The sequence below is a fragment of the Streptomyces huasconensis genome, assembly GCF_021028635.1.
In the GTDB taxonomy this organism is placed as follows: Bacteria; Actinomycetota; Actinomycetes; order Streptomycetales; family Streptomycetaceae; genus Streptomyces; species Streptomyces huasconensis.
This window is the reverse complement of record NZ_CP086119.1, coordinates 2244002-2265700: the sequence shown is the minus strand read 5'-3', so window position 1 is coordinate 2265700 and position 21699 is coordinate 2244002. Positions and strand designations below refer to the sequence as shown.

Genomic DNA, 21699 nt, shown 5'->3' with positions numbered 1-21699 from the left:
CGGTACGGAGCGGGGCGGGGCGGCGGCAGATCCGGTTGTACGGAAGCGGCCGGTACATATGTCACACCGACGAAACTGACGTCGCGTCAGGCGGCACGCGTCCGGAGCCTTCACAACTTCCCGGGGCTCGGCTATACATGGGACGCCGGACTGGAACGCGTTCTAGAACGGCCCTGTCGCGACCTCGGTGCGGTCGACGGTGCGGACGGCCTCACCGAGGTCTTCTGCCGCCGGTCAAGGAGCCCAAGGAGCTGCCACCCTATGCCCATTGACGCCGCGAAGGCCGTGGCCGCCGAACCCCGGACCGCCGAGATCAGCTGGGACCACAAGGACGTACAGCTCTACCACCTGGGCCTCGGCGCGGGGCGCCCCGCCACCGACCCCGCCGAACTGCGGTACACGCTGGAGTCCGGCCTGCACGTCCTGCCCAGCTTCGCCACCGTCGCGGGCGCCGGCATGGGCATCATGGGCGGCCTCTCGGCCCCCGGCGTCGACGTGGACCTCGCCGCGGTGCTGCACGGCGGCCAGACCATCACGCTGCACCGCCCCATCCCCGTCAACGGCAAGGCCGTGACCAGCTCGAAGGTCGCCGCGGTGTACGACAAGGGCAAGGCGGCGATCCTCGTCCTGCGCTCCGAGGCCGCCGACGCCGAGGGCCCGCTGTGGACGAGCGACGCCCAGATCTTCGTACGCGGCGAAGGAGGCTTCGGCGGCGACCGCGGCCCCTCCACCCGGCTGCCCGCCCCCGAGGGCCACCCCGACCTGGAGGTCGAGCGCCCCGTCCGCGAGGACCAGGCGCTGCTCTACCGCCTCTCCGGCGACTGGAACCCGCTGCACGCCGACCCCGAGTTCGCGAAGCTCGCCGGCTTCGACCGGCCGATCCTGCACGGCCTGTGCACGTACGGGATGACCCTCAAGGCCGTCGTCGACACACAACTGGACGGCGATGTGTCCCGGGTGCGCGGCTACGGCACCCGCTTCGTCGGGGTCGTCTTCCCCGGCGAGACCCTGCGCATCCGCATGTGGCGCACCGAGGGCCGCGTCCAGGCCACGGTCACGGCGGTCGAACGGGACGACGCGCCGGTCCTCGCCGACACCGTCGTCGAGCACGTCTGAGCCGCTTCGGGACGCGCCCCGAGCCGAGCCGCTTCGTGTCGCTTCAGGCCGCTTCCGGAGCTTCGTACGCGAGAGGAGCCGCACCATGCGCGCAGCCGTACTGCACGAGACAGGCCAGGACAAGCTCGAAGTCCTCGACGACGTCGAGGCGTCGGGCTTCGGGCCGGGCAAGGTGAGGATACGGGTCCGGGCCACCGGCCTGTGCCACTCCGACCTCTCCGCGATGAACGGCGTGCTGCCGCAGCCCGCGCCCTTCGTCCCCGGCCACGAGGGCGCCGGCGAGATCCTCGACGTCGGTGACGGGGTCAGCGGCCACGCGCAGGGCGACCGGGTCCTCCTCTGCTGGCTCCCCGCCTGCGGCACCTGCCCCGCCTGCAGGCGCGGCCAGACCCAGCTCTGTCTCGCCGGTTTCCTGAACGCGGGCACCCCCAACTTCAAGCGCCCCGGCGGTGACGTCTTCGGCTTCGCGGGCACCGGCACCTTCGCCGAGGAGGTCGTCGTCGACGCCCGGTGCGCCGTGCCGATCCCGGACGACGTGCCCTTCGACATCGCCGCGCTCATCGGCTGCGGGGTCACCACGGGGCTCGGCGCGGCCATCAACACCGCCGACGTGCGGGCCGGTTCATCGGTGGCCGTCATCGGCTGCGGCGGCGTCGGCATCTGCGCGATCCAGGGTGCCCGGCTCAAGGGCGCGGCACAGATCGTTGCGGTCGACCCGGTCGCCTCGCGCCGGGAGGCGGCGCTCACCTTCGGCGCCACGGAGGCGGTCGCGCCCGACGAACTGGCCGACGCCAAGCAGCGGATCACCGCCGGTGAGGGCTTCGACTACGTCTTCGAGGTCGTCGGCAAGTCCGCCACGGCCCGCACGGCGTACGAGACGACGCGGCGCGGCGGCACGCTGTGCGTCGTCGGCGCGGGTGCCATGGACGACCACCTCCGGCTCAACATGTTCGAGCTGTTCTTCGACGAGAAGCGCATCCTGCCCTCCCTGTACGGCGGGGGCGACGTCGTCCAGTCGTACGAGCGGGCCATCGCGCTCTGGCGGGCGGGCCGCATCGACCTGGCGAACCTGATCACGCACCGCGTGCGGCTCACCGAGATCAACGAGGCCCTCGACCAGATGCGGACCGGGACCTCCCTGCGTACGTGCGTCGAGATCTGAGAGGACGCCGATGTCTGTGCAGTCACCGCCACTCGAGGGCCTGGCCGCGATCGTCACCGGCGCGGGCCGCGGGCTCGGCCGGGCCGAGGCCCTGGAACTGGCCCGGCTCGGCGCGAGCGTCATCGTCAACGACTTCGGGCAGCCGGGGCGCGACGGCTCCGGCGAGGCGTCGGCGGCGCCCGCCGAGGAGGTCGCCGCCGAGATCCGGGCCGGGGGCGGGCGGGCCGTGGCCCACACCGGCGACGTCGCGGACCACGAGCAGGCCCGCGGCCTGGTCCGGCTGGCGGTCGACACCTACGGAAAGCTCGACGTCCTGGTCAACAACGCGGGCATCCTGCGGGACCGGATGATCTTCTCGATGAGTGAGGAGGAGTGGGACTCGGTCATCCGCGTCCACCTCAAGGGCCACTTCAACACCACCCACTTCGCGTCCGTCCACTGGCGCGCGCGCTCCAAGGCCGCGGGCGGCCCGGTGTACGGGCGGATCGTGAACACCTCCTCGGAGGCTTTCCTCGCCGGGTCCGCGGGCCAGCCCAACTACGCGGCGGCGAAGGGCGGCATCGTCGGTCTGACGACGTCGACGGCGCTGGCGCTGGCGAAATACGGCGTGACGGCCAACGCGATCTGCCCGCGCGCGCGGACCCGGATGACCGAGGACGTCTTCCGGGGCTTCCAGGAGCCGGCGGACGGTCGGCTTGACCCGCTCGCGCCCGAACACGTGGCGCCGCTGGTCGGCTATCTCGCCTCGCCCGCCGCCGCGCGCGTCAACGGCCAGCTGCTCGTCGTGCACGGCGGGATGGTCGCGATCGTCGAACGTCCCAAGGTGGCGGCGAAGTTCGACGCGGCGAAGGAGGCGTTCACCTTCGAGGAGCTGGACGAGCTGATCTCGCCGTACTACGCGGCGCGCCCCCCGTCCGAGACGTTCGCGGCGGCCGAGATACTCGGCCTGAAACGGGGGTAGGCGGTTCTTGGTGGAAACGCAGGAAAGCCCCGCCCGGGGTCCGCTTGTGGCGGCCTTGGGCGGGGCTTTCCCGTGACGCGGTGCGCGTGGTGGCGCGTGGTGCGGTGCGTCAGGAGTCCGACGGCTGCTTGCGGTGGCGGCCCCTCGGCGCGGTGGCCTCGTCGTGCTCGGCCACCGGCCCGCGGTGCCTGCCGGCGCCGGACCGCGTGGTCGCGGCGGCGGCCCTCGCCTGCCGCGGGTCGGTCTCCCACGGGGTCTCCCACTGCGGCTCGGTCTGCGACCCCGCCGGTGTCCCCGTCTGCGTCCTCGTTATGGCCTCGGTCGACATCTCTCTGCTCACCCCGTAAGAAGATCCTTCGTACAGCCGGGCGAGTCTAACCGGCCGCCACCCGCCCGCCGAGGGGCGCCTGTTGCAGCGGCACCGGCCGGGGCGCGACGGGCGGTGCCGGGGTGAGCGGCGGAGCGTCCGGCAGCTCCTGCGGAGGCGCCGTCACCCGCGCGACACCGCACGGCACGGCCCGCGTCGCGTACGGAAGGCGCAGCACGCCGTCCGGTGTCCAGCGCCCCGCGCCCGCCAACCAGCCCTCGGGCGCGGGCAGTTGCCGCATGCGCCGCTCGGCGGGGCGCCAGATGCCGAGCCAGGTGCCCGCCGCCCCGTCGATCCGCAGCGCCACCGCGCAGCCCTCCGGGAGGAGCGTCTGCCCGGGCTGGATCGCGAACGGCGTGACCGCGCAGTCCGCGAGCCGCAGCGACTCGGGGAAGCGGACGGGGCGCGTACCGCCGAGCACCCCCCAGCCGAGCCGGTCGTGGCCCGGCGCGTTCGAACGGATGAGGAGCAGGCCGCTGTCCGCGTCGGCGAGCAGCAGCCGGTCGTCGCTCCCCTCGGCGATCTGGAGCAGCGGGGACACCTCGCCGCCCCGCTCGAGGTCGACCGCCACCGTCTTGACGCACCCGGCGGACTCCCGGTCCAGGGCGAGGAGCCGTCCCGTGCGGTCCAGCCAGACGCCGCCCGAACAGCGCCCCGGCACCTCGGCGACGTGCTCGGGCCCGAAGGAGCCGCCCGCCACCAGCCATACGTCCGTCGAGCGGGCGCCGACCGCGAGGGCGTAGGCGCGGGTGCCGTCCGGGGCGGGCGGCAGCAGTCTCAGCCCGCCCGCGCACTCCACGGTGCCGAGGGCGATCTCGCCGGTCCTCGGGCCCGTCGGGTAGAGCAGGGCGAAGGCGTGGCGGCCGTCCACCAGGCGGTGGATGAGGACGCGGCCGTCGTTCAGCGGCAGCACTTCGGTGCCGGGCTCCTCGGGCTGCCGGCCGGCGAGCGGCACCGCGTAGGGCTCGGGGGAGTCCAGGGTCCAGCGCTCGGGGAACCAGGAGTCACCCCGTCGTGCGAGCCGCGCCGCGTAGGAACCGTCCACCGTGATCGTTGCCGCTGTCATGGTCGGTGTCACCTCCGCCTTCGACGCTAGGTTCGTACGCGCTGACGTGGGGTGCACGGCTGTCCGCTTCACACAGAAGGGTGGAGATGTCCCGGATGACCTGAGGCGGCGGGGACGGTTGTGCTGCGCGGGGCGGTCCGCCCCGTCAGGGGCGCGGGGAACTGCGCGAGCAACCACGGACGAGCCGCGGACGCCTCTGCTCGGAACGCGGCAGACGCGCCTGCGCAGAATTGGGCGGACGCGTCCGCAGCCGGGCCAGGGCCCCGCCCCCTATGGGGCGTTCCGTAGCCGCCGGACCACGGTGAGCAACGCACGACATGCCGAGCGCAGCGGGAAGGTAGCCTTTCCCCGTGCCCCGTCTGTCTGAAGTCATCGCCGCCCTCGACGCCCTGTGGCCCGCCGATCTGGCCGAGAGCTGGGACGCGGTCGGCACGGTCTGCGGCGACCCCGACGCGGAGGTCTCGCGGGTCCTGTTCGCCGTGGACCCGGTCCAGGAGATCGCCGACGAGGCGGTGCGGCTCGGAGCCCAGCTCCTGGTCACCCACCACCCCCTCTACCTGCGCGGTACGACGACGGTCGCGGCGTCCACCTTCAAGGGCCGCGTCGTCCACGACCTCATCAAGAACGACGTCGCGCTGCACGTCGCGCACACCAACGCCGACCGCGCCGACCCGGGCGTCTCCGACGCGCTCGCGGGCGCCCTCGACCTGCGGGTCGTACGCCCCCTCGTACCGGACCCCACCGACCGGAACGGCCGCCGCGGGCTCGGCAGGATCTGCGAGCTCGAACACCCGCTGACCCTCGCCGAGCTGGCCGAGCGCGCGGCGAAGCGGCTGCCCGCCACCGCGCAGGGCATCCGCGCCGCGGGCGACCCGGACGCGCTCATCCGCACCGTCGCGGTCAGCGGCGGCTCCGGCGACAGCCTCTTCGACGACGTGCGCGCCGCCGGTGTGGACGCCTTCCTCACCGCCGACCTGCGCCACCACCCGGCCTCCGAGGCCCGCGAGCGCACCCCGCTGGCGCTGCTCGACGCCGCCCACTGGGCCACCGAGTGGCCCTGGTGCGAGCTGGCCGCAGCCCAGCTCGATCAGATCTCCGACCGCAACGGATGGGGCCTTCGCGTCCACGTCTCGCACACGGTCACCGACCCCTGGACCGCCCACGCGGCCTCAACCCCGAACTCAACAGGAGCCCCCAACTGAACGCCGCGCCCGCCGACCAGATCCGACTGCTCGACGTCCAGGCCCTGGACACCCGCCTTCAGCAGCTCGCGCACAAGAAGAGGTCCCTTCCCGAGCACGCCGAGATCGAGTCGCTGACGAAGGACCTCACGCAGCTGCGCGACCTCCTCGTCGCCGCGACGACCGAGGAGGGCGACTGCGCCCGCGAGCAGACCAAGGCGGAGCAGGACGTCGACCAGGTCCGCCAGCGCGCGGCCCGCGACCAGCAGCGGCTGGACTCCGGCGCGGTCTCGTCCCCCAAGGACCTGGAGAACCTCCAGCGCGAGATCGCCTCGCTCGCCAAGCGCCAGGGCGACCTGGAGGACGTCGTCCTGGAGGTCATGGAGCGCCGCGAGTCCGCGCAGGAGCGGGTCGCCGAGCTGACCGAGCGGGTCTCCTCGATCCAGTCGAAGATCGACGACGCGACGGCCCGCAGGGACGCCGCCGCCGGGGAGCTGGACCGCGAGACGGCCACGGCCACCAAGGAGCGCGAGGTCGTCGCGGCCTCCATCCCGGCCGACCTCCTCAAGCTGTACGACAAGCTCCGCGCGCAGCAGGGCGGCGTCGGCGCGGCCAAGCTCTACCAGCGGCGCTGCGAGGGCTGCCGCCTGGAGCTGAACATCACCGAGGTCAACGAAGTGAAGGCGGCCTCCCCGGACACCGTCGTACGGTGCGAGAACTGCCGCCGCATCCTGGTCCGTACGTCCGAGTCCGGCCTGTAAGGACCCCGCTCCATGCGCGAGTTCATCGTCGAGGCCGATGGGGGCTCCCGGGGCAACCCGGGGCCCGCGGGCTACGGCTCGGTGGTCATCGACGCGGCCACGGGGGAGACCCTGATGGAGGCCGCGGAGTACATCGGCGTCGCGACGAACAACGTCGCGGAGTACAAGGGCCTGGTGGCCGGCCTGAAGGCGGCCCACCGGCTCGATCCGGCGGCCTCCGTCCACGTCCGCATGGACTCCAAGCTCGTCGTCGAGCAGATGTCGGGCCGCTGGAAGATCAAGCACCCCGACATGCGGCCGCTCGCGGCCGAGGCGGCGCGGGTCTTCCCCGCGGACCAGGTGACGTACGAGTGGATTCCCCGCGAGCGGAACAAGCACGCGGACCGGCTCGCGAACGAGGCGATGGACGCGGGCAAGCGGGGCGTGGCGTGGTCGCCGTCGGCGTCGACGGCGGAACTGGACGCGAGGGCGGCCCGGTCGGCCGCCGCCGTTGCGGGGCCACCGGAGCCGTCGGGGCCGCCGGGGGACGCGGCGGCGGGGGCGGCTCGGGCGCGGGCGGCGTTGGCGGGGGCGAAGCCTTCGGCGGCGGTGTCGGCTGGGGCTGACGGGGTTCTTGGGGCTGGCGTGACTGGTGTGGCCGGTGGCGTGACTGCGGTGGGCGGTGAGGTGACCGGTGGGGCCGGTGACGTGACTGCGGTGGCCGGTGACGTGGCTGCGGTTGCTGGTGAAGTGACGGGCGGCGCCGGTGAGGCCGTGGCCTCGGGCGAGAGTGCCGACCGGCGTGCGGCGAGCAGCGCGGTGCGGACCCCGCCCGTCGGCTGGGCGGCCCCCGCCGACCTCGGGGCGCCCGCCACCTTCGTACTGCTGCGGCACGGTGAGACCCCGCTGACGCCCGAGAAGCGGTTCTCCGGGAGCGGCGGCACCGATCCGTCGCTGTCCGCGGTGGGGCGCGAGCAGGCCGAGCGCGCGGCGGCCGCCTTCGCGGCGCGCGGCACGATCCAGGCGATCGTCTCCTCGCCGCTCAAGCGCTGCCAGGAGACCGCGCGCACCGTCGCCGCCCGCCTCGGACTCGACGTCCACCTCGAAGAGGGCCTGCGCGAAACGGACTTCGGTGCCTGGGAAGGGCTCACCTTCGGCGAGGTGCGCGAGCGCCACCCCGAGGAGCTGAACGCCTGGCTGGCCTCGCCGAAGGCGGCGCCGCCGGGCGGTGAGTCGTTCGCGGCGGTGTCCCGCCGGGTGGCGGCCGCCCGTGACCGGCTGAGCTCGGCGTACGCGGGCCGCACGGTCCTGCTCGTCACGCACGTCACGCCCATCAAGACGCTGGTGCGGCTCGCGCTCGGCGCCCCACCGGAGTCCCTGTTCCGCATGGAACTCGCGGCGGCCTCGGTCTCCGCGGTGGCCTACTACGCCGACGGCAACGCCTCGGTACGGCTCCTGAACGACACGTCGCATCTGCGGTAGTTCGCGCAGCGTCACGTATCCCTACATGCCACTTCGTGTCACCGCAGGGCGGCGGCCTCCCGGGCCAGGGACTCCACGCGGGCCCAGTCCCGCGCCGCCACCGCGTCGGACGGCAGCATCCAACTCCCGCCCACGCAGCCGACGTTCTTCAGCGCGAGATAGCTCGGCGCGGTGTCGGCCGTGATGCCGCCGGTCGGGCAGAAACGGGCCTGCGGCAGCGGGCCGCCGAGGGACTTCAGGTAGGCGGTCCCGCCGGCGGCCTCCGCGGGGAAGAACTTCATCTCGCTCACGCCGTGTTCCAGCAGCGCCACGACCTCCGAGGCCGTCGAGACCCCGGGCAGGAACGGCACCCCGGACCCCCGCATCGCCGCGAGCAGTGACTCCGTCCAGCCGGGGCTGACGAGGAAACGGGCGCCGGCCGCCACGGAGTCCTCGACGTTCCGCGTCGATATGACCGTGCCGGCGCCGACGACCGCGTCCGGCACCTCGGCGGCGATGGCCCGGATCGCGTCGAGCGCGACCGGCGTCCGCAACGTCACCTCGATCGCGGGCAGGCCCCCGGCGACCAGGGCCCGCGCCATCGGCACGGCGTCGGCGAGATCCTCCACGACGACCACGGGGACGACGGGGGCGAGGTCCAGCACGGAGGGCGAGGGCGTGGGCGGCGTGGGCGGCGAAGAGATACGGGCCATGCAGGCATCCTGCACGGCGTCCGCAGCATGCGCAAAGGTCATTGCGCATGCTGCAACAGGGGGCCGGACCGGTCAGTGGATCTCCCGCACCACCACGTCCAGCGCCCACGGCTTGCCCGCCTTAGCGGGCGGCTCCGCCTCCACCACGTGCCCCAGGTCGCGCAGCGCCTCCACCAGCTCGGCGGGGTTCTCCGGCCGGACGCCCGTGGTCAGGAGGGACCGGACGATGCGGCCCTTCGTCGCCTTGTTGAAGTGCGAGACCACGGACCGCTTCTCGACCCCGTCCACGACCTGCGCGTGCAGCACCCGTACGGTCGCCGTCCGCCCCGCCACCTCGCCCTTCGGCTTCCACGCCGCCGCGTACGCCGACGACCGCAGGTCGAGGACCAGCCCGTCCCCGGCCGCCTCGGGCAGGACGGAGGCCATCGGCGTACGCCAGTAGGCGCCGAGCGCCCCGAGGCCCGGCAGCTTCACGCCCATCGAGCAACGGTAGGAGGGGATCTTGTCGTTCACGCCGACGGCGCCCCACAGCCCGGAGAAGACGAGCAGGGACCGGGCGGCGCGGCGCTTGGCGGCGGCGTCGAGCGAGGCCAGGTCCAGGGCGTCGTACAGCACGCCCGTGTAGATCTCCCCGGCGGGACGGGCACCCGCCGTGCGCAGCCCGGCGTTCTTGGCGACCTCGCCCCGCAGCCCCTCGCTGAGCCCGAGCACGAGCCGCGCCTTCTCCTCGTCGGCGGCGCACAGCTCGACCACCTCGTCGAGCACGGCCCGCCGCGCCTCGGCGAGCCCCGGCAACGACAGCGTCTCGGGCTGGAGCGGGGCACCCCGCCCGGACGAGGCCTTGCCTTCGGACGGCGGCAGCAGGACGAGCACGATCGGATCTCCTTAGGCGGTACGGGGGAGGGGCGCGGCCCCTGCGAAAGGGTACGGGGTGCGGAAACCGGCCCGCGGCGGCCTGGCGGCGAAGGGGCCGGGGCGGCACAGCCCTGCGTGGCTGAGGGCGGAACACCCCGGCGTGCCAAGGGCAGCGGTCCGCCATACGCTCGGGTCATGCCGCGCCGCCAGCTCCGTGTGACCGGCGCAGCGGAGGCTCCGTTGCGGGCCGCGCTGCGTGCCCTGCGCACGACACTCGACGTCCCCGACGCCTTCCCCGCCGAGGCCCTAGCGGAGGCGGAACGCGCCGCCGCCGCGCCCCGGCTGCCGGACCACGACGCGACGGACATCCCCCTCTTCACCATCGACCCGCCCACCTCCGTCGACCTCGACCAGGCCATGCACCTGTCGCGGCGCGAGTCGGGCGGCTACCGCGTGCGGTACGCGATCGCGGACGTCGCCGCGTACGTCACACCCGGCGGCGCGGTCGACACCGAGGCCCACCGCCGCGTCACCACCCTCTACTTCCCCGACGAGAAGGTCCCGCTGCACCCCACGGCCCTGAGCGAGGGCGCCGCCAGCCTGCTGCCCGGCCAGAGCCGCCCGGCGGCCCTGTGGACGATCGACCTCGACGAGGACGGCCGCGCCGAACACACCGACGTACGCCGCGCCCTCGTCCGCAGCCGGGCGAAACTGGACTACGCGGGGGTGCAGCGCGCCATCGACGACGGCACCGCGGAGGAGCCGGTCGCACTGCTGCGCGACATCGGGACCCTGCGCGAGCGCCTGGAGGCCGAACGCGGCGGCATCTCCCTCAACGTCCCCGAGCAGGAGATCGTGGAGCGCGACGGCACGTACGAACCCGCCTACCGCGCACCCCTGCCCGCCGACGGCTGGAACGCCCAGATCTCCCTGCTCACCGGCATGGCCGCCGCCGACCTCATGATCGCCTCGGGTACGGGCATCCTGCGGACCCTGCCGACCGCCCCCGACGGCGCGGTCGGCCGCCTGCGCCGTACCGCCAAGGCGCTGCGCGTCGACTGGCCGCACCACGTCCCGTACGCGGAACTCGTCCGCTCCCTCGACCCCCGGCAGCCACAGCACGCCGCCTTCCTCCAGGAGTGCACGACGCTGCTGCGGGGCGCGGGATACACCGCGTTCAGCGGCGGCGAGATCCCCGAACACACCCTGCACGCCGCGGTCGCCGCCCCCTACGCCCACTGCACCGCCCCCCTGCGCCGCCTCGTCGACCGCTACGCCTCCGAGCTGTGCCTCGCGGCGTGCGCGGGCGCGGGGGTCCCGCAGTGGGTCCTGGCCGCCCTGGACGAGCTGCCCAAGGAGATGGCGGAGGGCACCCGGCGCGGCAACATGGTGGAGCGCGAGTGCGTGGACATCGTCGAGGCGGCGCTGCTCAAGGACCGGGTCGGGGAGCTGTTCGACGCGGTGGTGGTGGACGTGAAGGACCACGAACCGGCCGTCGGTACCGTCCAGTTGACGGACCCGGCGGTCGTGGCCCGCGTCGAGGGCGGCCCGGCGGCCCTCCCCCTGGGCGAACGCCTGCGCGTACGCCTCACCCAGGCGGACCCGACGGCGGCGAAGGTACGGTTCGCGCCCGCGTGAGGGGCCGGCTCGCGCCCGCGTGGGGGTGGCGGACATGGGCCCCTCGGGCGGCAACCGCCCCCGCTCCGCGCCGGCCAGCAGACTCCCCAGCCGCTCCCTGCGCTCCTTGATCACGGCCTCCTGGCGGGCGAGGTCGGAGGCCCAGCCCGGTCAGCCGCCGGACGCGGGCGAGGGTCACGGAGTGGCGCAGCAGTTCCACCGGGCCCAGGCGGATCGGAGAGCTCGCCGGCATCGTCGGCGTCACCACGCCTTGACGGCTAACGTCGTTAGCCGTAGCTTGGCGGGAGGGCGAGGCTAACGCTGTTAGCTGCTACCACCTCGGAGACCACATGAGCACCGTTACGTCCGATACCGCTACGTCCGGTATTGCTGCACCCCGTGCCGACGAGCCCCGTACCGGCGGTTCTCGTACCGGCGGGCCCCGCACCGACGGGTCCCGTACCAGCGAGCCCCATACCGGCGGGCCCCGAACCGCCAAGCCGACCACCCTCACCGTCATCCGCCGCGTCGCCTGGCTGGCCAATGCCGTGTTCTGGTCCGTCGTCGCCGTCCGGGAAGCCGTCGACCACGGCTGGCCCGCGGGTACGCTCGCCCTCGTCTTCCTCATCGCGCCCGACCTGACGTTCCTGGTCGGCCTGCGCGACGCGCCCCACATGGCCCGCGGTCAACTCCCGCCCCGCGCCGTCCCGTTCTACAACGCCGCCCACCGGGCCCTGGTCCCCGCCGTGCTCATCGCCGTCCTCCTCACCGTCGGGCAGGCGGTCTGGGCACCCGTCCTCGCGGCACTGTGCGGCTGGCTCGCCCACATCTCGTACGATCGCGCCTTCGGCTTCGGACTGCGTACGAAGGAGGGTTTCCAGCGTGACTGACGAGCAGGGGGACCGGCACGGGAACCCGTACGGGGACCAGCACGGGACGGACGCCCGCCCGACCTGGGGGCAGCACCTCACCCCCCGGGCCAGGGAGATCGTCTCCGCGGCCCGGGACCTGCTCGAGGAGTCCGGCGCCGAGAAGCTCACGATGCGTGTCCTCGCCGACCGGCTCGGCATCAAGGCACCCTCGCTCTACAAGCACTTCCCCGACAAGTCCGCGGTGGAGGTGCAGCTGATCGCGCAGATGCTGGACGAGTCCGCCGCGGCCTGCGAAGCCGCCGAGGCCGAGGCCCCTGGCTCCCTCGACGCCCTGAGCGAGGCCTACCGCGCGTACGCCCTGCGCCACCCGCACCTCTACCGCCTGGCCACCGAACGCCCCCTCCCACGCCACGCCCTGCCCGAGGGGCTGGAGGAGCGGGCCGCGGCCCCCCTGATGCGGGCCTGCGCCGGGGACGCCGACCTGGCCCGCGCCGCGTGGGCGTTCGGGCACGGCATGGTCATCCTGGAGATCTACGGACGATTCCCCGACGGCGTCGACCTCGGCGCGGCCTGGCGGAAGGGCATGCGGGCCCTGCGCCCCTGAGACAGTGCGGACCCGGGCCGCCCGCGGCGGGGCGCCCCGCGAATTGGCCCGCTGGACCGGACCAGGGCACCCCTCGGGCGCGGCGGTCCTGGCGACGGCGGCCACGGCGCCGGGGCGGGTCGCCCGCCGGGTAACATGGTCGGCACGGCAGACGAGCCGGGCGGACGGCCGCGTGAAGACCCCTCCGGGGGACCTTCCCGAGGAACGTCCGGGCTCCACAGGGCAAGGTGGTGGCTAACGGCCACCCGGGGTGACCCGCGGGACAGTGCCACAGAAAACAGACCGCCGGGGACCTCGGTCCTCGGTAAGGGTGAAACGGTGGTGTAAGAGACCACCAGTGCCCAGGGTGACCTGGGCAGCTAGGTAAACCCCACCTGGAGCAAGGTCAAGAGGAGCGCGGTAACACGCGCTCTGCGCGGACGTTCGAGGGCTGCCCGCCCGAGTCCGCGGGTAGACCGCACGAGGCCGGCAGCAATGCCGGCCCTAGATGGATGGCCGTCACCGCGACGTCCGCGAGGACCCGCGGCACAGAACCCGGCGTACAGCCCGACTCGTCTGCCCGTCAGGGCCTCTGGGCGGCCAGGGGTTGCCGGGGTCCAGCGGCAGCACTCGGCCGCCACGTGCCTCCGCATCGCCACTGGCCGCTTCCGCGACCGGATCAGCTCCCCGCACTGTCCGTCACGTTTCCTCCTGTGTCCGCTTCAGGTGCCGGATGAGCTGCTGCAGTGTCGCCCAGGAGCCTGGGTCGGTGCCGTCTCCCAGGGGGTAGTGGAGTGCGGGCCGGGCCGCGGGGCCGAGTGGGGTGGGGCGGGCGCCGGCCTGTGGGTGCAGTGCGTGGTCGCGGCCGATCTCGCGCACTGTGTCCGCGCCCAGGGTGAAGGCGAGGGGGATCGGCGGGGTTTCGAACCTGGGCGGGACGGTGAGGTCCCGGTCGGCGGTGCGGAGTGTGGTGACCATGGAGGCCAGGCCGTGCTCGGTGGCGAGGATCTCGGCCAGCGGGGCGACGGCGTCCAGGGGCGGGGCTTCGTCGGCGCCGTAACCGAGGGTGAGGGCGATGTGCTCCTCGATGCCCGACGAGGTGTGGGCGACGCGGGTGGTGGCGATGGCCGGGCGGTCGGGGGAGCCGATGGTGGTCAGCCACGTGGGGGCGGACCTCTGGGCGCGGGAGCGGGCCAGCTCGGTCATCTGGCGTCGGGACCAGGGCAGGCAGATGGGTTCGGCGGTGGACCATCCGGCCGGTGAAGTACCGGTGAGGGCCTGCCAGGCGGCTTCCAGGGCGCCGCCGAGCAGGAGGTGTTCATCTGCGGCGTGGGTCGTGTGAAGGGAGAAACTCAGCTGGCGCGCGCCCGGAGCGTCGGGTGCGGTCCTGGGTTTGAAGGCTTCGGCCACCCGGGTGTTTCCGTCCGCGGACCTCACCGGCGTGAAGTGGCCGTCCTGCCAGTGGAGTTCGGCACCGGAGAGGCCGTCGTAGTACCCGCAGTCGGGGTCCTGCACGACCCAGCGGTTGGGGTGCCCGTGCAAGGCGGTGCGGGTGGGCAGGGTGAGCCTGGTGTGTGGTGGCGTGACGATCTGCAGGGCCAGGTCGCCGGCGGCAGCCATGCGCAGGGCGTCGGCCAGCCAACTGGTGATGGCCACGACGGGGCGGTCCTGGATGACGACCGCGGCCTTGTCGGTGAGGACGTCGACGGCGGGAGGCGCCGAGTCCGGTGCCGGGGCGGCGGTCGCGGTCTCGGGGGAGAGCGGGACGACATCTGTGTGGGCGGCTTCCGGCGGCCAGACCGTGCCGTCGAGCACGGCGGCAAGGCGTCCGGCGAACGAACCGGCGAGCCGCTCACCCTCCTCGACGGCGGTGGAGGCGCGGGCTTCGGTCCACCAGAACGGGACGTGGGGGGCGGCCGCTTCGGCTCCGAGCAAGCGCTGTGCCTCGCCGGGGACCTGGATGAGGAGGGGCGCTTCGACGGAGACGAGAGGGCGGCCGGTCGGGGTGCAGAGCTGGACGACGGCTCCCTCGTGCACGCCGGTGACGCCCAGGGAAGGGCCGCCCGCGAAGAGCCCGGCGAGCAGGACGTTGATGTCGGGCATCGTGGGCGTGAGGGCGATGACGTCCTTGGTCACGGTCGCTGGGTCTCCGTGTCGATCGTGCCGGTCTCCGGGGCGAGGGCGGTCTGGATGAGCTGGTGGCGTCGGCCCCGGCGGACCAAGGTGCCGCGGCCCGGGGGCTGGGCACAGGCGTAGAGGCCGGGGAAGAGCTGGCCTTCGGTGCGGTCGCCGGTCATGAGCAGGGCGGTGGCGCCGGTCTCGCGCAGGGTGGTGAGGAAGGGCTCGTACAGGGCGCGGGAGGCTCCGGCGACGCGGCGGGTGATGACGAAGTGCAGGCCGATGTCCTGGGCGGAGGAGACGTAGGGCAGGAAGGGCGCCAGGGGCTGCTGGCCCGCGGTGGTGAGGATGTCGTAGTCGTCCACGAGGATGACGATGCGGGGGCCGGTGAAGCCGGGCCCGTCGGCGATCGTGTCGGGGTCGGCGGTCTCCGGGAGGCGCTTTTCGAGTTCGCCCGCGATGCCGGTGGCGAGGGCGGCGGCGAGCTTGGCGTTGTGGGCGTAGCCGCCACGGTAGGGCTCGGGGACGGTGCCGCGTAGACCCCGGCGCGGGTCGAAGACGCCGAAGACCAGGTCCTTGTCGCCGTGGCGGTCGATGAGCTGCTGGGTGATCAGCTTCAGCAGGTTCGTCTTGCCGCATTCGTTGTCGCCGAGGACCAGCAGGTGCTGGTCGCTGCCGAACAGGTCGAGGTGGGCCGGGGCGAGGGCGTCCTGGTCGACGCCGAGCGGGAGGCGGGAGGGCTCGGCGGTGGGTGAGGGCAGCTTCGCGGCGGGCAGCATGGTGGGCAACACCCTTACCGGTGCGGCGAGTTCGCCGTGCCAGCTCGCCCGCAGCGTGCGGGCCGCGCTTTCCAGGGAGGGGCCGAGGTCGCCGGTGGCGGGACGGCCGTCGACGCGGGGCAGGGCGGTCTGGGCGAAGAGCTTGGCGTCGGTCAGGACCCGGCCCGGAGTGTCCGCGGTCAGCGTCTCGGACAGCTTGCGGTCGACACTCGAGTCCGAAGGGTCGTTGAGACGCAGCTCGACACGCGAGCCGAACATGGACTGGGTGGCGATGCGTACGTCGTTCCAGCGCAGCATGCCGGCCACGATGTGGATGCCGTAGCCGCTGCCGCGTTTGAGGAGGTCGGCGACGGTGTCGTCGAGCTCGGAGAACTCGTCGCGCAGCGCGCCGAATCCGTCGATGAGCAGGACGATGTCGGTCGAACCGAGTTCGGTCAGTCTGCCCCGTGCCCGCAGGCGGCGCAGCTGGTCGACGGAGTCGATCCCGTACTCGCGGAACAGCTCTTCGCGCAGGGCGAGTTGGGCGCGGACCTCGGCCACGGTGCGCGCGGCGCGTTCGTGGTCGGCGCGGCCCGCGATGCCGCCGACGTGCGGAAGACCGGCCAGGGCGGAGAGCCCGCCGCCGACCAGGTCCAGGCCGTACACGGCGACGTCGGCAGGGGTGTGGGTGAGGGACAGGGAGAGCGCGAGGGTGCGCAGCAGGGTCGTCTTGCCGGACTGCGGGCCGCCGATGACGGCGGTATGACCGCCCGCGACGGTCAGATCCAGGAACCAGGGTTCCTGCCACTGCTTGGCCGGATCGTCGAGTACGCCCAGGGGTACGCGCATCGCGTCATCGCCCCGCCGGGCGAGGTGAAGGCCGCGTTCGGAGGCTTGGACGGGGCCGGCCGCCTGGTCGAGGGTGAGGGCGTCGGGCAGCGGGGGCAGCCAGATGCGGCGTACGGGGGGAGCGGCGGTGCAGAGCTGGTCGACCATGGCCGAAAGGACCGTCGGGCCGGTTTCCCGCTCCCGCATGGCGGGTTCGGCGGGCGCGTCGGCCTGGGGGGCCTGCCCCGTGTTGTAGGTGGGATAGAGCCAGGCGAGGGATTCGTGATCGGACTGACCGGTCAGAGCCGGGCCGCGGTGGGCGCCGGAGACGTAGCCCGCCTTGAAGCGTTCATACGTCGATGTGTCGACCTTGAGATAGCCGAAGCCCGGCAGCGGTGGCAGCTGGAAGGCGTCGACCGTGTCCAGGACGGTGCGGGATTCGTCGGCGGAGAAGGTGCGCAGGCCGAGCCGGTAGGAGAGGTAGGTCTCCAGGCCCTTGAGCTTGCCGGATTCGATGCGTTGGCTGGAGAGCAGCAGGTGGACGCCGATGGAGCGGCCGATGCGGCCGATGGAGAGGAACAGGTCGATGAAGTCGGGCTTGGCGGTGAGGAGTTCGCCGAACTCGTCGATGACGACGAAAAGGTGGGGCAGTGCCTCCAGGTCGAGTTCGGGATGTTTGGCGCGCAGGGCGGCGTAGTGGCCGATGTCCGCGACGTTCCCGGCGTCCTTGAGGACCTGCTGGCGGCGCTTGACCTCGCCGGCCAGGCTGGTGTGGACGCGTTCGACGAGTCCGGCCTGGTTCTCCAGGTTGGTGATGACTCCGGCGACGTGCGGGAGTTGGGTGAAGGGGGCGAAGGTGGCGCCGCCCTTGTAGTCGACCAGGACGAGTGCCAGGTCTTCGGGGGAGTGGGTGGCGACCAGGGCCAGGACCAGGGTGCGCAGGAGCTCGCTCTTGCCGGAGCCGGTGGCGCCGACGCACAGGCCGTGCGGGCCCATGCCCAGCTCGGAGGACTCCTTGAGGTCCAGCAGGACTGGTTCATGGCGGTCGTTGAGGCCGATGGGTACGCGCAGGAAGTCGCGTTCGCCGCGTGGCGCCCACAGTCGCTTCAGGTCGAGGGCGGCCGGGTCGTCGATGCCGAGGAGGGTGGGGAAGTCGACGGGGCCGGAGATCGGAGTGCCCTCGGCGGCGGATTCGGCCGACAGGCGCAGCGGGGCGAGCATGCGGGCCAGGCCTTCGGCGCCGGGAATGCTGACCGCGTCGGTGGTTCCGTGGCCGGGCGTCGCGTCGGGGGTGCGCAGGTCCTCGACAGTGACCTTCTCGCCGTCGACGGTGATCCGCACCGACACCTGATCGGGTTCGTGCACCTGCTGCTCGAGCAGGTGGAGCACGGTCACGCCCATGCCGGTGAGGTCGACGGCCGTGTCCGGGCGGGGTAGTTCGGCGGCCGTGCTGCCGTGGCAGTCGCTGACCACCAGGAGCCGGTCGTTCATCCGCAGCGCGTTGCGGTCGGCCAGGCCGCGACGCACTTCGGCGGCGTACGAGGAACGGCGTCGCAGGTCCGGGGCGCACTGGCGGGCGAGCTGGTCGAGGCTGGGCGCGATGCGCCGGGCGGCGACCGGCCCGTCGTCCCGCAGTGTGTCGAGGACGTGCGGCAGCCACTTGGTCCACTCCCACTCGTCCAGGCGTTCGCCGGGCACGCCGAGCGCGATCGAGACATCGTCCGGGGCGTGGGTCACGGCGGCCTGGATCAGCAGAGCCCGGGCCACTCGGAGTACGTCCTCGCGTTCGCCGATGACGCTGACGTTGCCCGCGCGGTCCAGGGGCGCCATGAGGGGGAAGTCGGTGGCGGTGATGAACCGGTGCTGCAGGGCCCGTGCTTCGTTCAGCATGAAGGGGTCGGGCGGGGTCAGCACACCGCTGCCCGAGTTCTGCCCGATCTCCAGGCGCTGCACGGGTACGTCGCCGGTACCGAGCCGCACGCGCAGGAAGTCCGCGTCGAGACGGCGTCGCTCCCACAGCCGGGCCGGGTCGCGCACCAGGTCGTACAGGGCTGTCGGAGGCGGATTGAGGACCCGTGCCCGCCGCCGCAGCTCCCGCTCGACGGCGCCCAGTTCCTCGCGCTGTTCCTCGACGTACTCGAGATAGCGCTCGCGCTGGGCACGCCGGGTGCGCTGGGCCTTGCCGCGCTGGGAGAGGAAGAGGGCGACCGCGCCGAGCAGGGCGAAGACGAGGACGATGGCGCCGACGGCGGCGAACTGGCTGTTGCGGATGACGGTCATCATCACGACCGAGCCCATGACGCCGGCCATGGGCAGGAGCGCGGTGGCGGCGTTGCCCATCTTGCCCTCGGGCAGGTTCGGGGGCGGCTCGATGATGCGCTCGGGCGTGGTGTCCAGTGGCCGGGTGGAGCGGGCCGGGCGGTGGATCAGGTGGTGGGTCATCGCACCCGCACCGCCCGCCCCATCGCCTCGGCCGCCAACCGCACGGCGGCATCCCGGGAGTTCTGGCCGAGCATGCCGGTGTGGATGGGGCCTCCTTGGGCCAGATGGCGGTCGTAGGGCAGGGCGACGACGGCCGCCCCGGTCTCTCGCAGATGCGTGGTGGCGGCCTTCAAGTCCAGTGTGGTGTCGGGGGAGTTGGCGGACAGCGCGACCACGGTGGTGGGCAGGGCCGAGTGCGGCAGCTGGGCCAGCCAGTCCAGGACGATGCGGGTGCCGCCGACGCCCTCGGCGGTCATCGGGGCGACGACGACGCGGGCGTGGGCGGTGTCCATGGCGGTGCGGGCCACCTCGCCGGGCAGGGTCTCGCAGTCGACCACGGTGACGGCGAAGTAGCGGCGCAGGGCGAGGGTGACGGTGCGGTAGGTGGGTACGTCGAGCGGGGCGCCGACACGTCCCCGGCTCGCGGGCAGCAGCCAGCCGCCGTCGGTCACGGGGACCAGGTAGCCGGTGACGTCGGTGAGTCGCATGGCGGGGCTGAGGACGGGGGCGAGGTCCGCGCAGGCCCAGCGCACCGACTCGGCGCCGAGTCGGACCGGCAGGGTGCCGAGCGCGGCGTCGGCCTCCAGGGCGAGGACGGGGTCGTGCCGGTAGTGGTTGAAGGTCCGGGCCAGGAGCGCGGAGACGGTGGACTTGCCGACCCCGCCCCGGATCGACGTGACGGCGATGACGCGGCCGGTGGTGACCGGCTGCTGCACCTCGCGGGCGAGCCGGGTCTGCTCGGTGACCTCCTGGCCGGCCGACGCGGTGAGCTTGCGCAGCGAGCGTCCTGTGCGGCGGACCGCGGAGTTGCCGTGCTGCGGGCTGCCCAGGGCGCGGGCCAGGCGGGGGTCGACGGTGGGGACGGGCTCGGGGGTGGGCATGGGGATGCGGGGGTCGCGGGCGTTGCCGTGTACGGGGCGGGCATCGCCACGTACGGGGCGGGCCGGAGCCGTCGGCTGGGGAGCGGGCCGTCGGTCACTGTCCGCTCCGCGGAGCACGTCGACCGGTTCGACCGCCGGGCCGATGCTCGCTCCAAGATCCCTCAGTACGTTCCGCTGCCAGTCGTCTTCCTGAACCATGTCGACCCCCTACGCGAAGGTGTCGAGCAGGCGCCCGTACACACCGAACACGCCGATGGCCAGCGGCAGCAGCGCGATCACGCCCACGGACTCCACGAGGTCCCCGGCCCGCCGAAGCCGCACCCGCACGTGCTCGGGCGGCTCCACCGCGAGCGCCACGAGCGGAATCACGGCGAGTACGACGAGGACAGCCAGCGGGCCCGCGGCAGGGGAACGCCCCAGCCACACCACGACCAGCGCCACGACGACGGCGGCGGCGGCGGCGAACAGCGCGACCACCTCGGCGACCAGCGGAAAGGCCCGGGCCCGCAGCGCGAGCACCACCGCCGTGACCACGGCGAGGAGCACGGTCCACACGGTCGGCTCCTTGAGCACCAGCACGCCGGCGGCCGCCGCCGAGAGGGCCAGCACGACGGTGGCGACAGCCAGTCCACGGTGGGTGGCGGTCAGCGCGGCAGTGACGCGATAACGGCTCACCGACGTCCCGCCAGAACGCCGGTCGTCCAGCCCCGAAAGGCCGGAGGCCATCAGGGCGAGCCGCGGCAGCACACCAAGAACAACCACGGATACGACGGCGAGCAGGGCCCCCATCCGGGCCTGCTCGGTCACGGTCCGCGCCCCGCCCTGCGAGGCGACGGACGCTTCCCACAGAACCAGGCAGCCGAGGGTGGCCCCGGCCCCGATCGACCCGCCCCGCCCCAACGGCGAGAACCACCCCAGGAAGAGCAGCACCAGCACCGCGGCCAGGCCTACCCCTGCCAGCCGCACGGCGTCGGACCAGGCATGGGTGTCGGCCAACGTCCAGGCCCCGAGTGCACCCAGCGTCCCGGCGGTGACGATCAGCGTGGCGGAGAGCCCCCGCCGCTTCATGCGCCCCAGCACAACCCCGGCGACGCAGGCCAGAACGGCGACGCCCACCAGGGCGTTGCCCACGTCCCCCAACGCGAACTCACCGCGAGCCAACACCCCGGCGACGAGAACCCAGAGGACGGTGGCAAGCCCGGCCACCACCCGCCGGGCCGCGGGCCCCCACCGCCAGGCCCGCCCCTCCAGACCCTCGGCGGCCTCATCGGTGACGTCGTGCACGACGGGCGCGGAGGGCGCGTCCTCGGCCCGCACCAGCCGCAGCACGGCGCCGTCCGGTATCCCGGCGGACTCCAGGGAGCTGTCGTGCGCGAGGGCCGAACCGTCCGCGGTGACGAGATGCCGCAGCATGGGCCGACCGGCGGTCTGATCACCGAGCAGCCGCAGCACTTCGGGCAGCAGGAGCCCGACGGGCTCCTGGGAGGGAAGGACAAGGTCCACCCGCCGCTGCTCTCCGACCAGGGTGACCCGGCTCAAGGCCGTACGACTCGTACCGCTCGTGCGGCTCAACGGCCCCGCAGATATCACGCGTTCGAACCTATCATCGAGAGGAAGGTGTTGCGGAGGGAGAAGGGGAGGGCGCGGACGTCGGGGAAGTCGGCACTGATGTGCTGTAGGGGCTCTTCCCGATAAGCCGATGCGAAATGAACGACCACCCCACACACCCGGCACACAGCACGGCCGCGATCACCACCCCGGCGAACACCTTCCCCAGCCGCTCATCGACGGTCCGCCGCTGCCGCTGGCCACCGAACAACAGGGCATCCCGCAGGCGCCGGCGCCGCACCGACACCGACTCCAGCAACTGACTGTCGTAATCCTGCGCTGCCACCGTCATCCGCTTCTGTTCTTCGTGGTCGACCGGTGCCCGAGAGCG

At 73.3% G+C, this 21699-nt stretch carries 18 protein-coding genes and 1 other RNA gene; 10 read left to right on the top strand and 9 right to left on the bottom strand.

The window, feature by feature from the left end:
- Positions 1-261 precede the first annotated feature (261 nt).
- The 3 genes from J2N69_RS10175 (at position 262) to J2N69_RS10165 (ending at position 3239) form a co-directional block, all read left to right on the top strand.
- The gene (locus tag J2N69_RS10175) at positions 262-1116 is read left to right on the top strand and encodes a MaoC/PaaZ C-terminal domain-containing protein (RefSeq protein WP_230900445.1); all 855 of its coding nucleotides are present in this window, start codon (positions 262-264) and stop codon (positions 1114-1116) included.
- Between the two features lie 85 nt (positions 1117-1201).
- Complete coding sequence (locus J2N69_RS10170; RefSeq protein WP_230900444.1) at positions 1202-2278, top strand: Zn-dependent alcohol dehydrogenase; 1077 nt, start codon at positions 1202-1204, stop codon at positions 2276-2278.
- Between the two features lie 16 nt (positions 2279-2294).
- Entirely contained in the window at positions 2295-3239 is a 945-nt protein-coding gene (locus J2N69_RS10165; protein WP_408056696.1) for a 3-oxoacyl-ACP reductase, read from the top strand.
- 109 nt (positions 3240-3348) lie between these two features.
- Here the strand turns inward: J2N69_RS10165 and J2N69_RS10160 are convergent, their stop codons facing one another.
- Together J2N69_RS10160 and J2N69_RS10155 are read right to left on the bottom strand one after the other, a co-directional pair.
- Positions 3349-3579: a hypothetical protein gene (locus J2N69_RS10160; RefSeq protein ID WP_230900442.1), complete on the bottom strand. Its 231-nt coding sequence runs from the start codon at positions 3577-3579 to the stop codon at positions 3349-3351.
- A 34-nt stretch (positions 3580-3613) separates the two neighbouring features.
- Positions 3614-4672, bottom strand: a complete 1059-nt coding sequence (locus tag J2N69_RS10155; RefSeq protein WP_230900441.1) for a hypothetical protein — start codon at positions 4670-4672, stop codon at positions 3614-3616.
- Positions 4673-5022: 350 nt separating this feature from the next.
- Between J2N69_RS10155 and J2N69_RS10150 the strand changes: the two genes are divergently transcribed.
- From J2N69_RS10150 to J2N69_RS10140, 3 genes are read left to right on the top strand one after another with little or no spacing between them, the layout of a single operon-like run.
- On the top strand, positions 5023-5874 hold the full coding sequence (locus J2N69_RS10150) for a Nif3-like dinuclear metal center hexameric protein (RefSeq protein WP_230900440.1): 852 nt from the start codon (positions 5023-5025) through the stop codon (positions 5872-5874).
- Entirely contained in the window at positions 5871-6614 is a 744-nt protein-coding gene (locus tag J2N69_RS10145) for a zinc ribbon domain-containing protein (RefSeq protein WP_194138277.1), read from the top strand. The genes J2N69_RS10150 and J2N69_RS10145 overlap by 4 nt, the downstream gene beginning before the upstream one ends.
- Before the next feature lie 12 nt (positions 6615-6626).
- A complete protein-coding gene (locus tag J2N69_RS10140) occupies positions 6627-8075 on the top strand; it encodes a bifunctional RNase H/acid phosphatase (protein ID WP_230900439.1) in 1449 nt (482 codons plus the stop codon).
- Between the two features lie 38 nt (positions 8076-8113).
- Here J2N69_RS10140 and eda read toward each other — a convergent pair whose 3' ends face one another.
- Positions 8114-8767, bottom strand: a complete 654-nt coding sequence (gene eda / locus J2N69_RS10135; RefSeq protein WP_230900438.1) for a bifunctional 4-hydroxy-2-oxoglutarate aldolase/2-dehydro-3-deoxy-phosphogluconate aldolase — start codon at positions 8765-8767, stop codon at positions 8114-8116.
- A 72-nt stretch (positions 8768-8839) separates the two neighbouring features.
- Positions 8840-9640: a peroxide stress protein YaaA gene (gene yaaA / locus J2N69_RS10130; protein WP_230900437.1), complete on the bottom strand. Its 801-nt coding sequence runs from the start codon at positions 9638-9640 to the stop codon at positions 8840-8842.
- A gap of 177 nt (positions 9641-9817) precedes the next feature.
- Between yaaA and J2N69_RS10125 the strand changes: the two genes are divergently transcribed.
- From J2N69_RS10125 to rnpB, 4 genes are all read left to right on the top strand, one after another.
- Entirely contained in the window at positions 9818-11260 is a 1443-nt protein-coding gene (locus J2N69_RS10125) for an RNB domain-containing ribonuclease (RefSeq protein WP_230900436.1), read from the top strand.
- A gap of 329 nt (positions 11261-11589) precedes the next feature.
- Positions 11590-12129, top strand: a complete 540-nt coding sequence (locus J2N69_RS10115; RefSeq protein WP_230900435.1) for a DUF4260 family protein — start codon at positions 11590-11592, stop codon at positions 12127-12129.
- Positions 12130-12226: 97 nt separating this feature from the next.
- Positions 12227-12715 carry a TetR/AcrR family transcriptional regulator gene (locus tag J2N69_RS10110; protein ID WP_230904663.1) on the top strand — a complete coding sequence of 163 codons (489 nt, stop codon included), beginning with the start codon at positions 12227-12229 and terminating at the stop codon, positions 12713-12715.
- Between the two features lie 152 nt (positions 12716-12867).
- Positions 12868-13273: RNase P RNA component class A (rnpB, locus tag J2N69_RS10105), an RNA gene on the top strand.
- Between the two features lie 120 nt (positions 13274-13393).
- Here rnpB and J2N69_RS10100 read toward each other — a convergent pair.
- Genes J2N69_RS10100 through J2N69_RS10080 form a run of 5 tightly spaced genes read right to left on the bottom strand, consistent with a single transcriptional unit; the run spans position 13394 to position 21660 of the window.
- Positions 13394-14830 (bottom strand): DUF6177 family protein, encoded by a 1437-nt coding sequence (locus J2N69_RS10100; RefSeq protein ID WP_230900434.1) that lies wholly within the window; start codon positions 14828-14830, stop codon positions 13394-13396.
- Positions 14827-18840 carry a type VII secretion protein EccCa gene (gene eccCa, locus J2N69_RS10095; RefSeq protein ID WP_230900433.1) on the bottom strand — a complete coding sequence of 1338 codons (4014 nt, stop codon included), beginning with the start codon at positions 18838-18840 and terminating at the stop codon, positions 14827-14829. The genes J2N69_RS10100 and eccCa overlap by 4 nt, the downstream gene beginning before the upstream one ends.
- Positions 18837-19958: a CpaE/TadZ family protein gene (locus J2N69_RS10090; RefSeq protein ID WP_230900432.1), complete on the bottom strand. Its 1122-nt coding sequence runs from the start codon at positions 19956-19958 to the stop codon at positions 18837-18839. Before J2N69_RS10090 ends, eccCa begins: the two co-directional genes overlap by 4 nt.
- 9 nt (positions 19959-19967) lie before the next feature.
- Positions 19968-21332, bottom strand: coding sequence for a type VII secretion integral membrane protein EccD (eccD, locus tag J2N69_RS10085; RefSeq protein ID WP_230904662.1), 1365 nt, complete (start codon positions 21330-21332; stop codon positions 19968-19970).
- A gap of 31 nt (positions 21333-21363) precedes the next feature.
- Complete coding sequence (locus J2N69_RS10080) at positions 21364-21660, bottom strand: hypothetical protein (protein WP_230900431.1); 297 nt, start codon at positions 21658-21660, stop codon at positions 21364-21366.
- Positions 21661-21699 lie beyond the last annotated feature (39 nt).

Bases quoted from the DNA above. Each gene is read 5' to 3' on its own strand.
- J2N69_RS10175 (WP_230900445.1), top strand. From the start codon at position 262: ATGCCCATTGACGCCGCGAAGGCCGTGGCCGCCGAACCCCGGACCGCC.
- J2N69_RS10170 (WP_230900444.1), top strand. From the start codon at position 1,202: ATGCGCGCAGCCGTACTGCACGAGACAGGCCAGGACAAGCTCGAAGTC.
- J2N69_RS10155 (WP_230900441.1), bottom strand. From the start codon at position 4,672: ATGACAGCGGCAACGATCACGGTGGACGGTTCCTACGCGGCGCGGCTC.
- J2N69_RS10140 (WP_230900439.1), top strand. From the start codon at position 6,627: ATGCGCGAGTTCATCGTCGAGGCCGATGGGGGCTCCCGGGGCAACCCG.
- eda (WP_230900438.1), bottom strand. From the start codon at position 8,767: ATGGCCCGTATCTCTTCGCCGCCCACGCCGCCCACGCCCTCGCCCTCC.
- J2N69_RS10125 (WP_230900436.1), top strand. From the start codon at position 9,818: ATGCCGCGCCGCCAGCTCCGTGTGACCGGCGCAGCGGAGGCTCCGTTG.
- J2N69_RS10115 (WP_230900435.1), top strand. From the start codon at position 11,590: ATGAGCACCGTTACGTCCGATACCGCTACGTCCGGTATTGCTGCACCC.
- eccCa (WP_230900433.1), bottom strand. From the start codon at position 18,840: ATGACCCACCACCTGATCCACCGCCCGGCCCGCTCCACCCGGCCACTG.
- J2N69_RS10090 (WP_230900432.1), bottom strand. From the start codon at position 19,958: ATGGTTCAGGAAGACGACTGGCAGCGGAACGTACTGAGGGATCTTGGA.
- J2N69_RS10080 (WP_230900431.1), bottom strand. From the start codon at position 21,660: ATGACGGTGGCAGCGCAGGATTACGACAGTCAGTTGCTGGAGTCGGTG.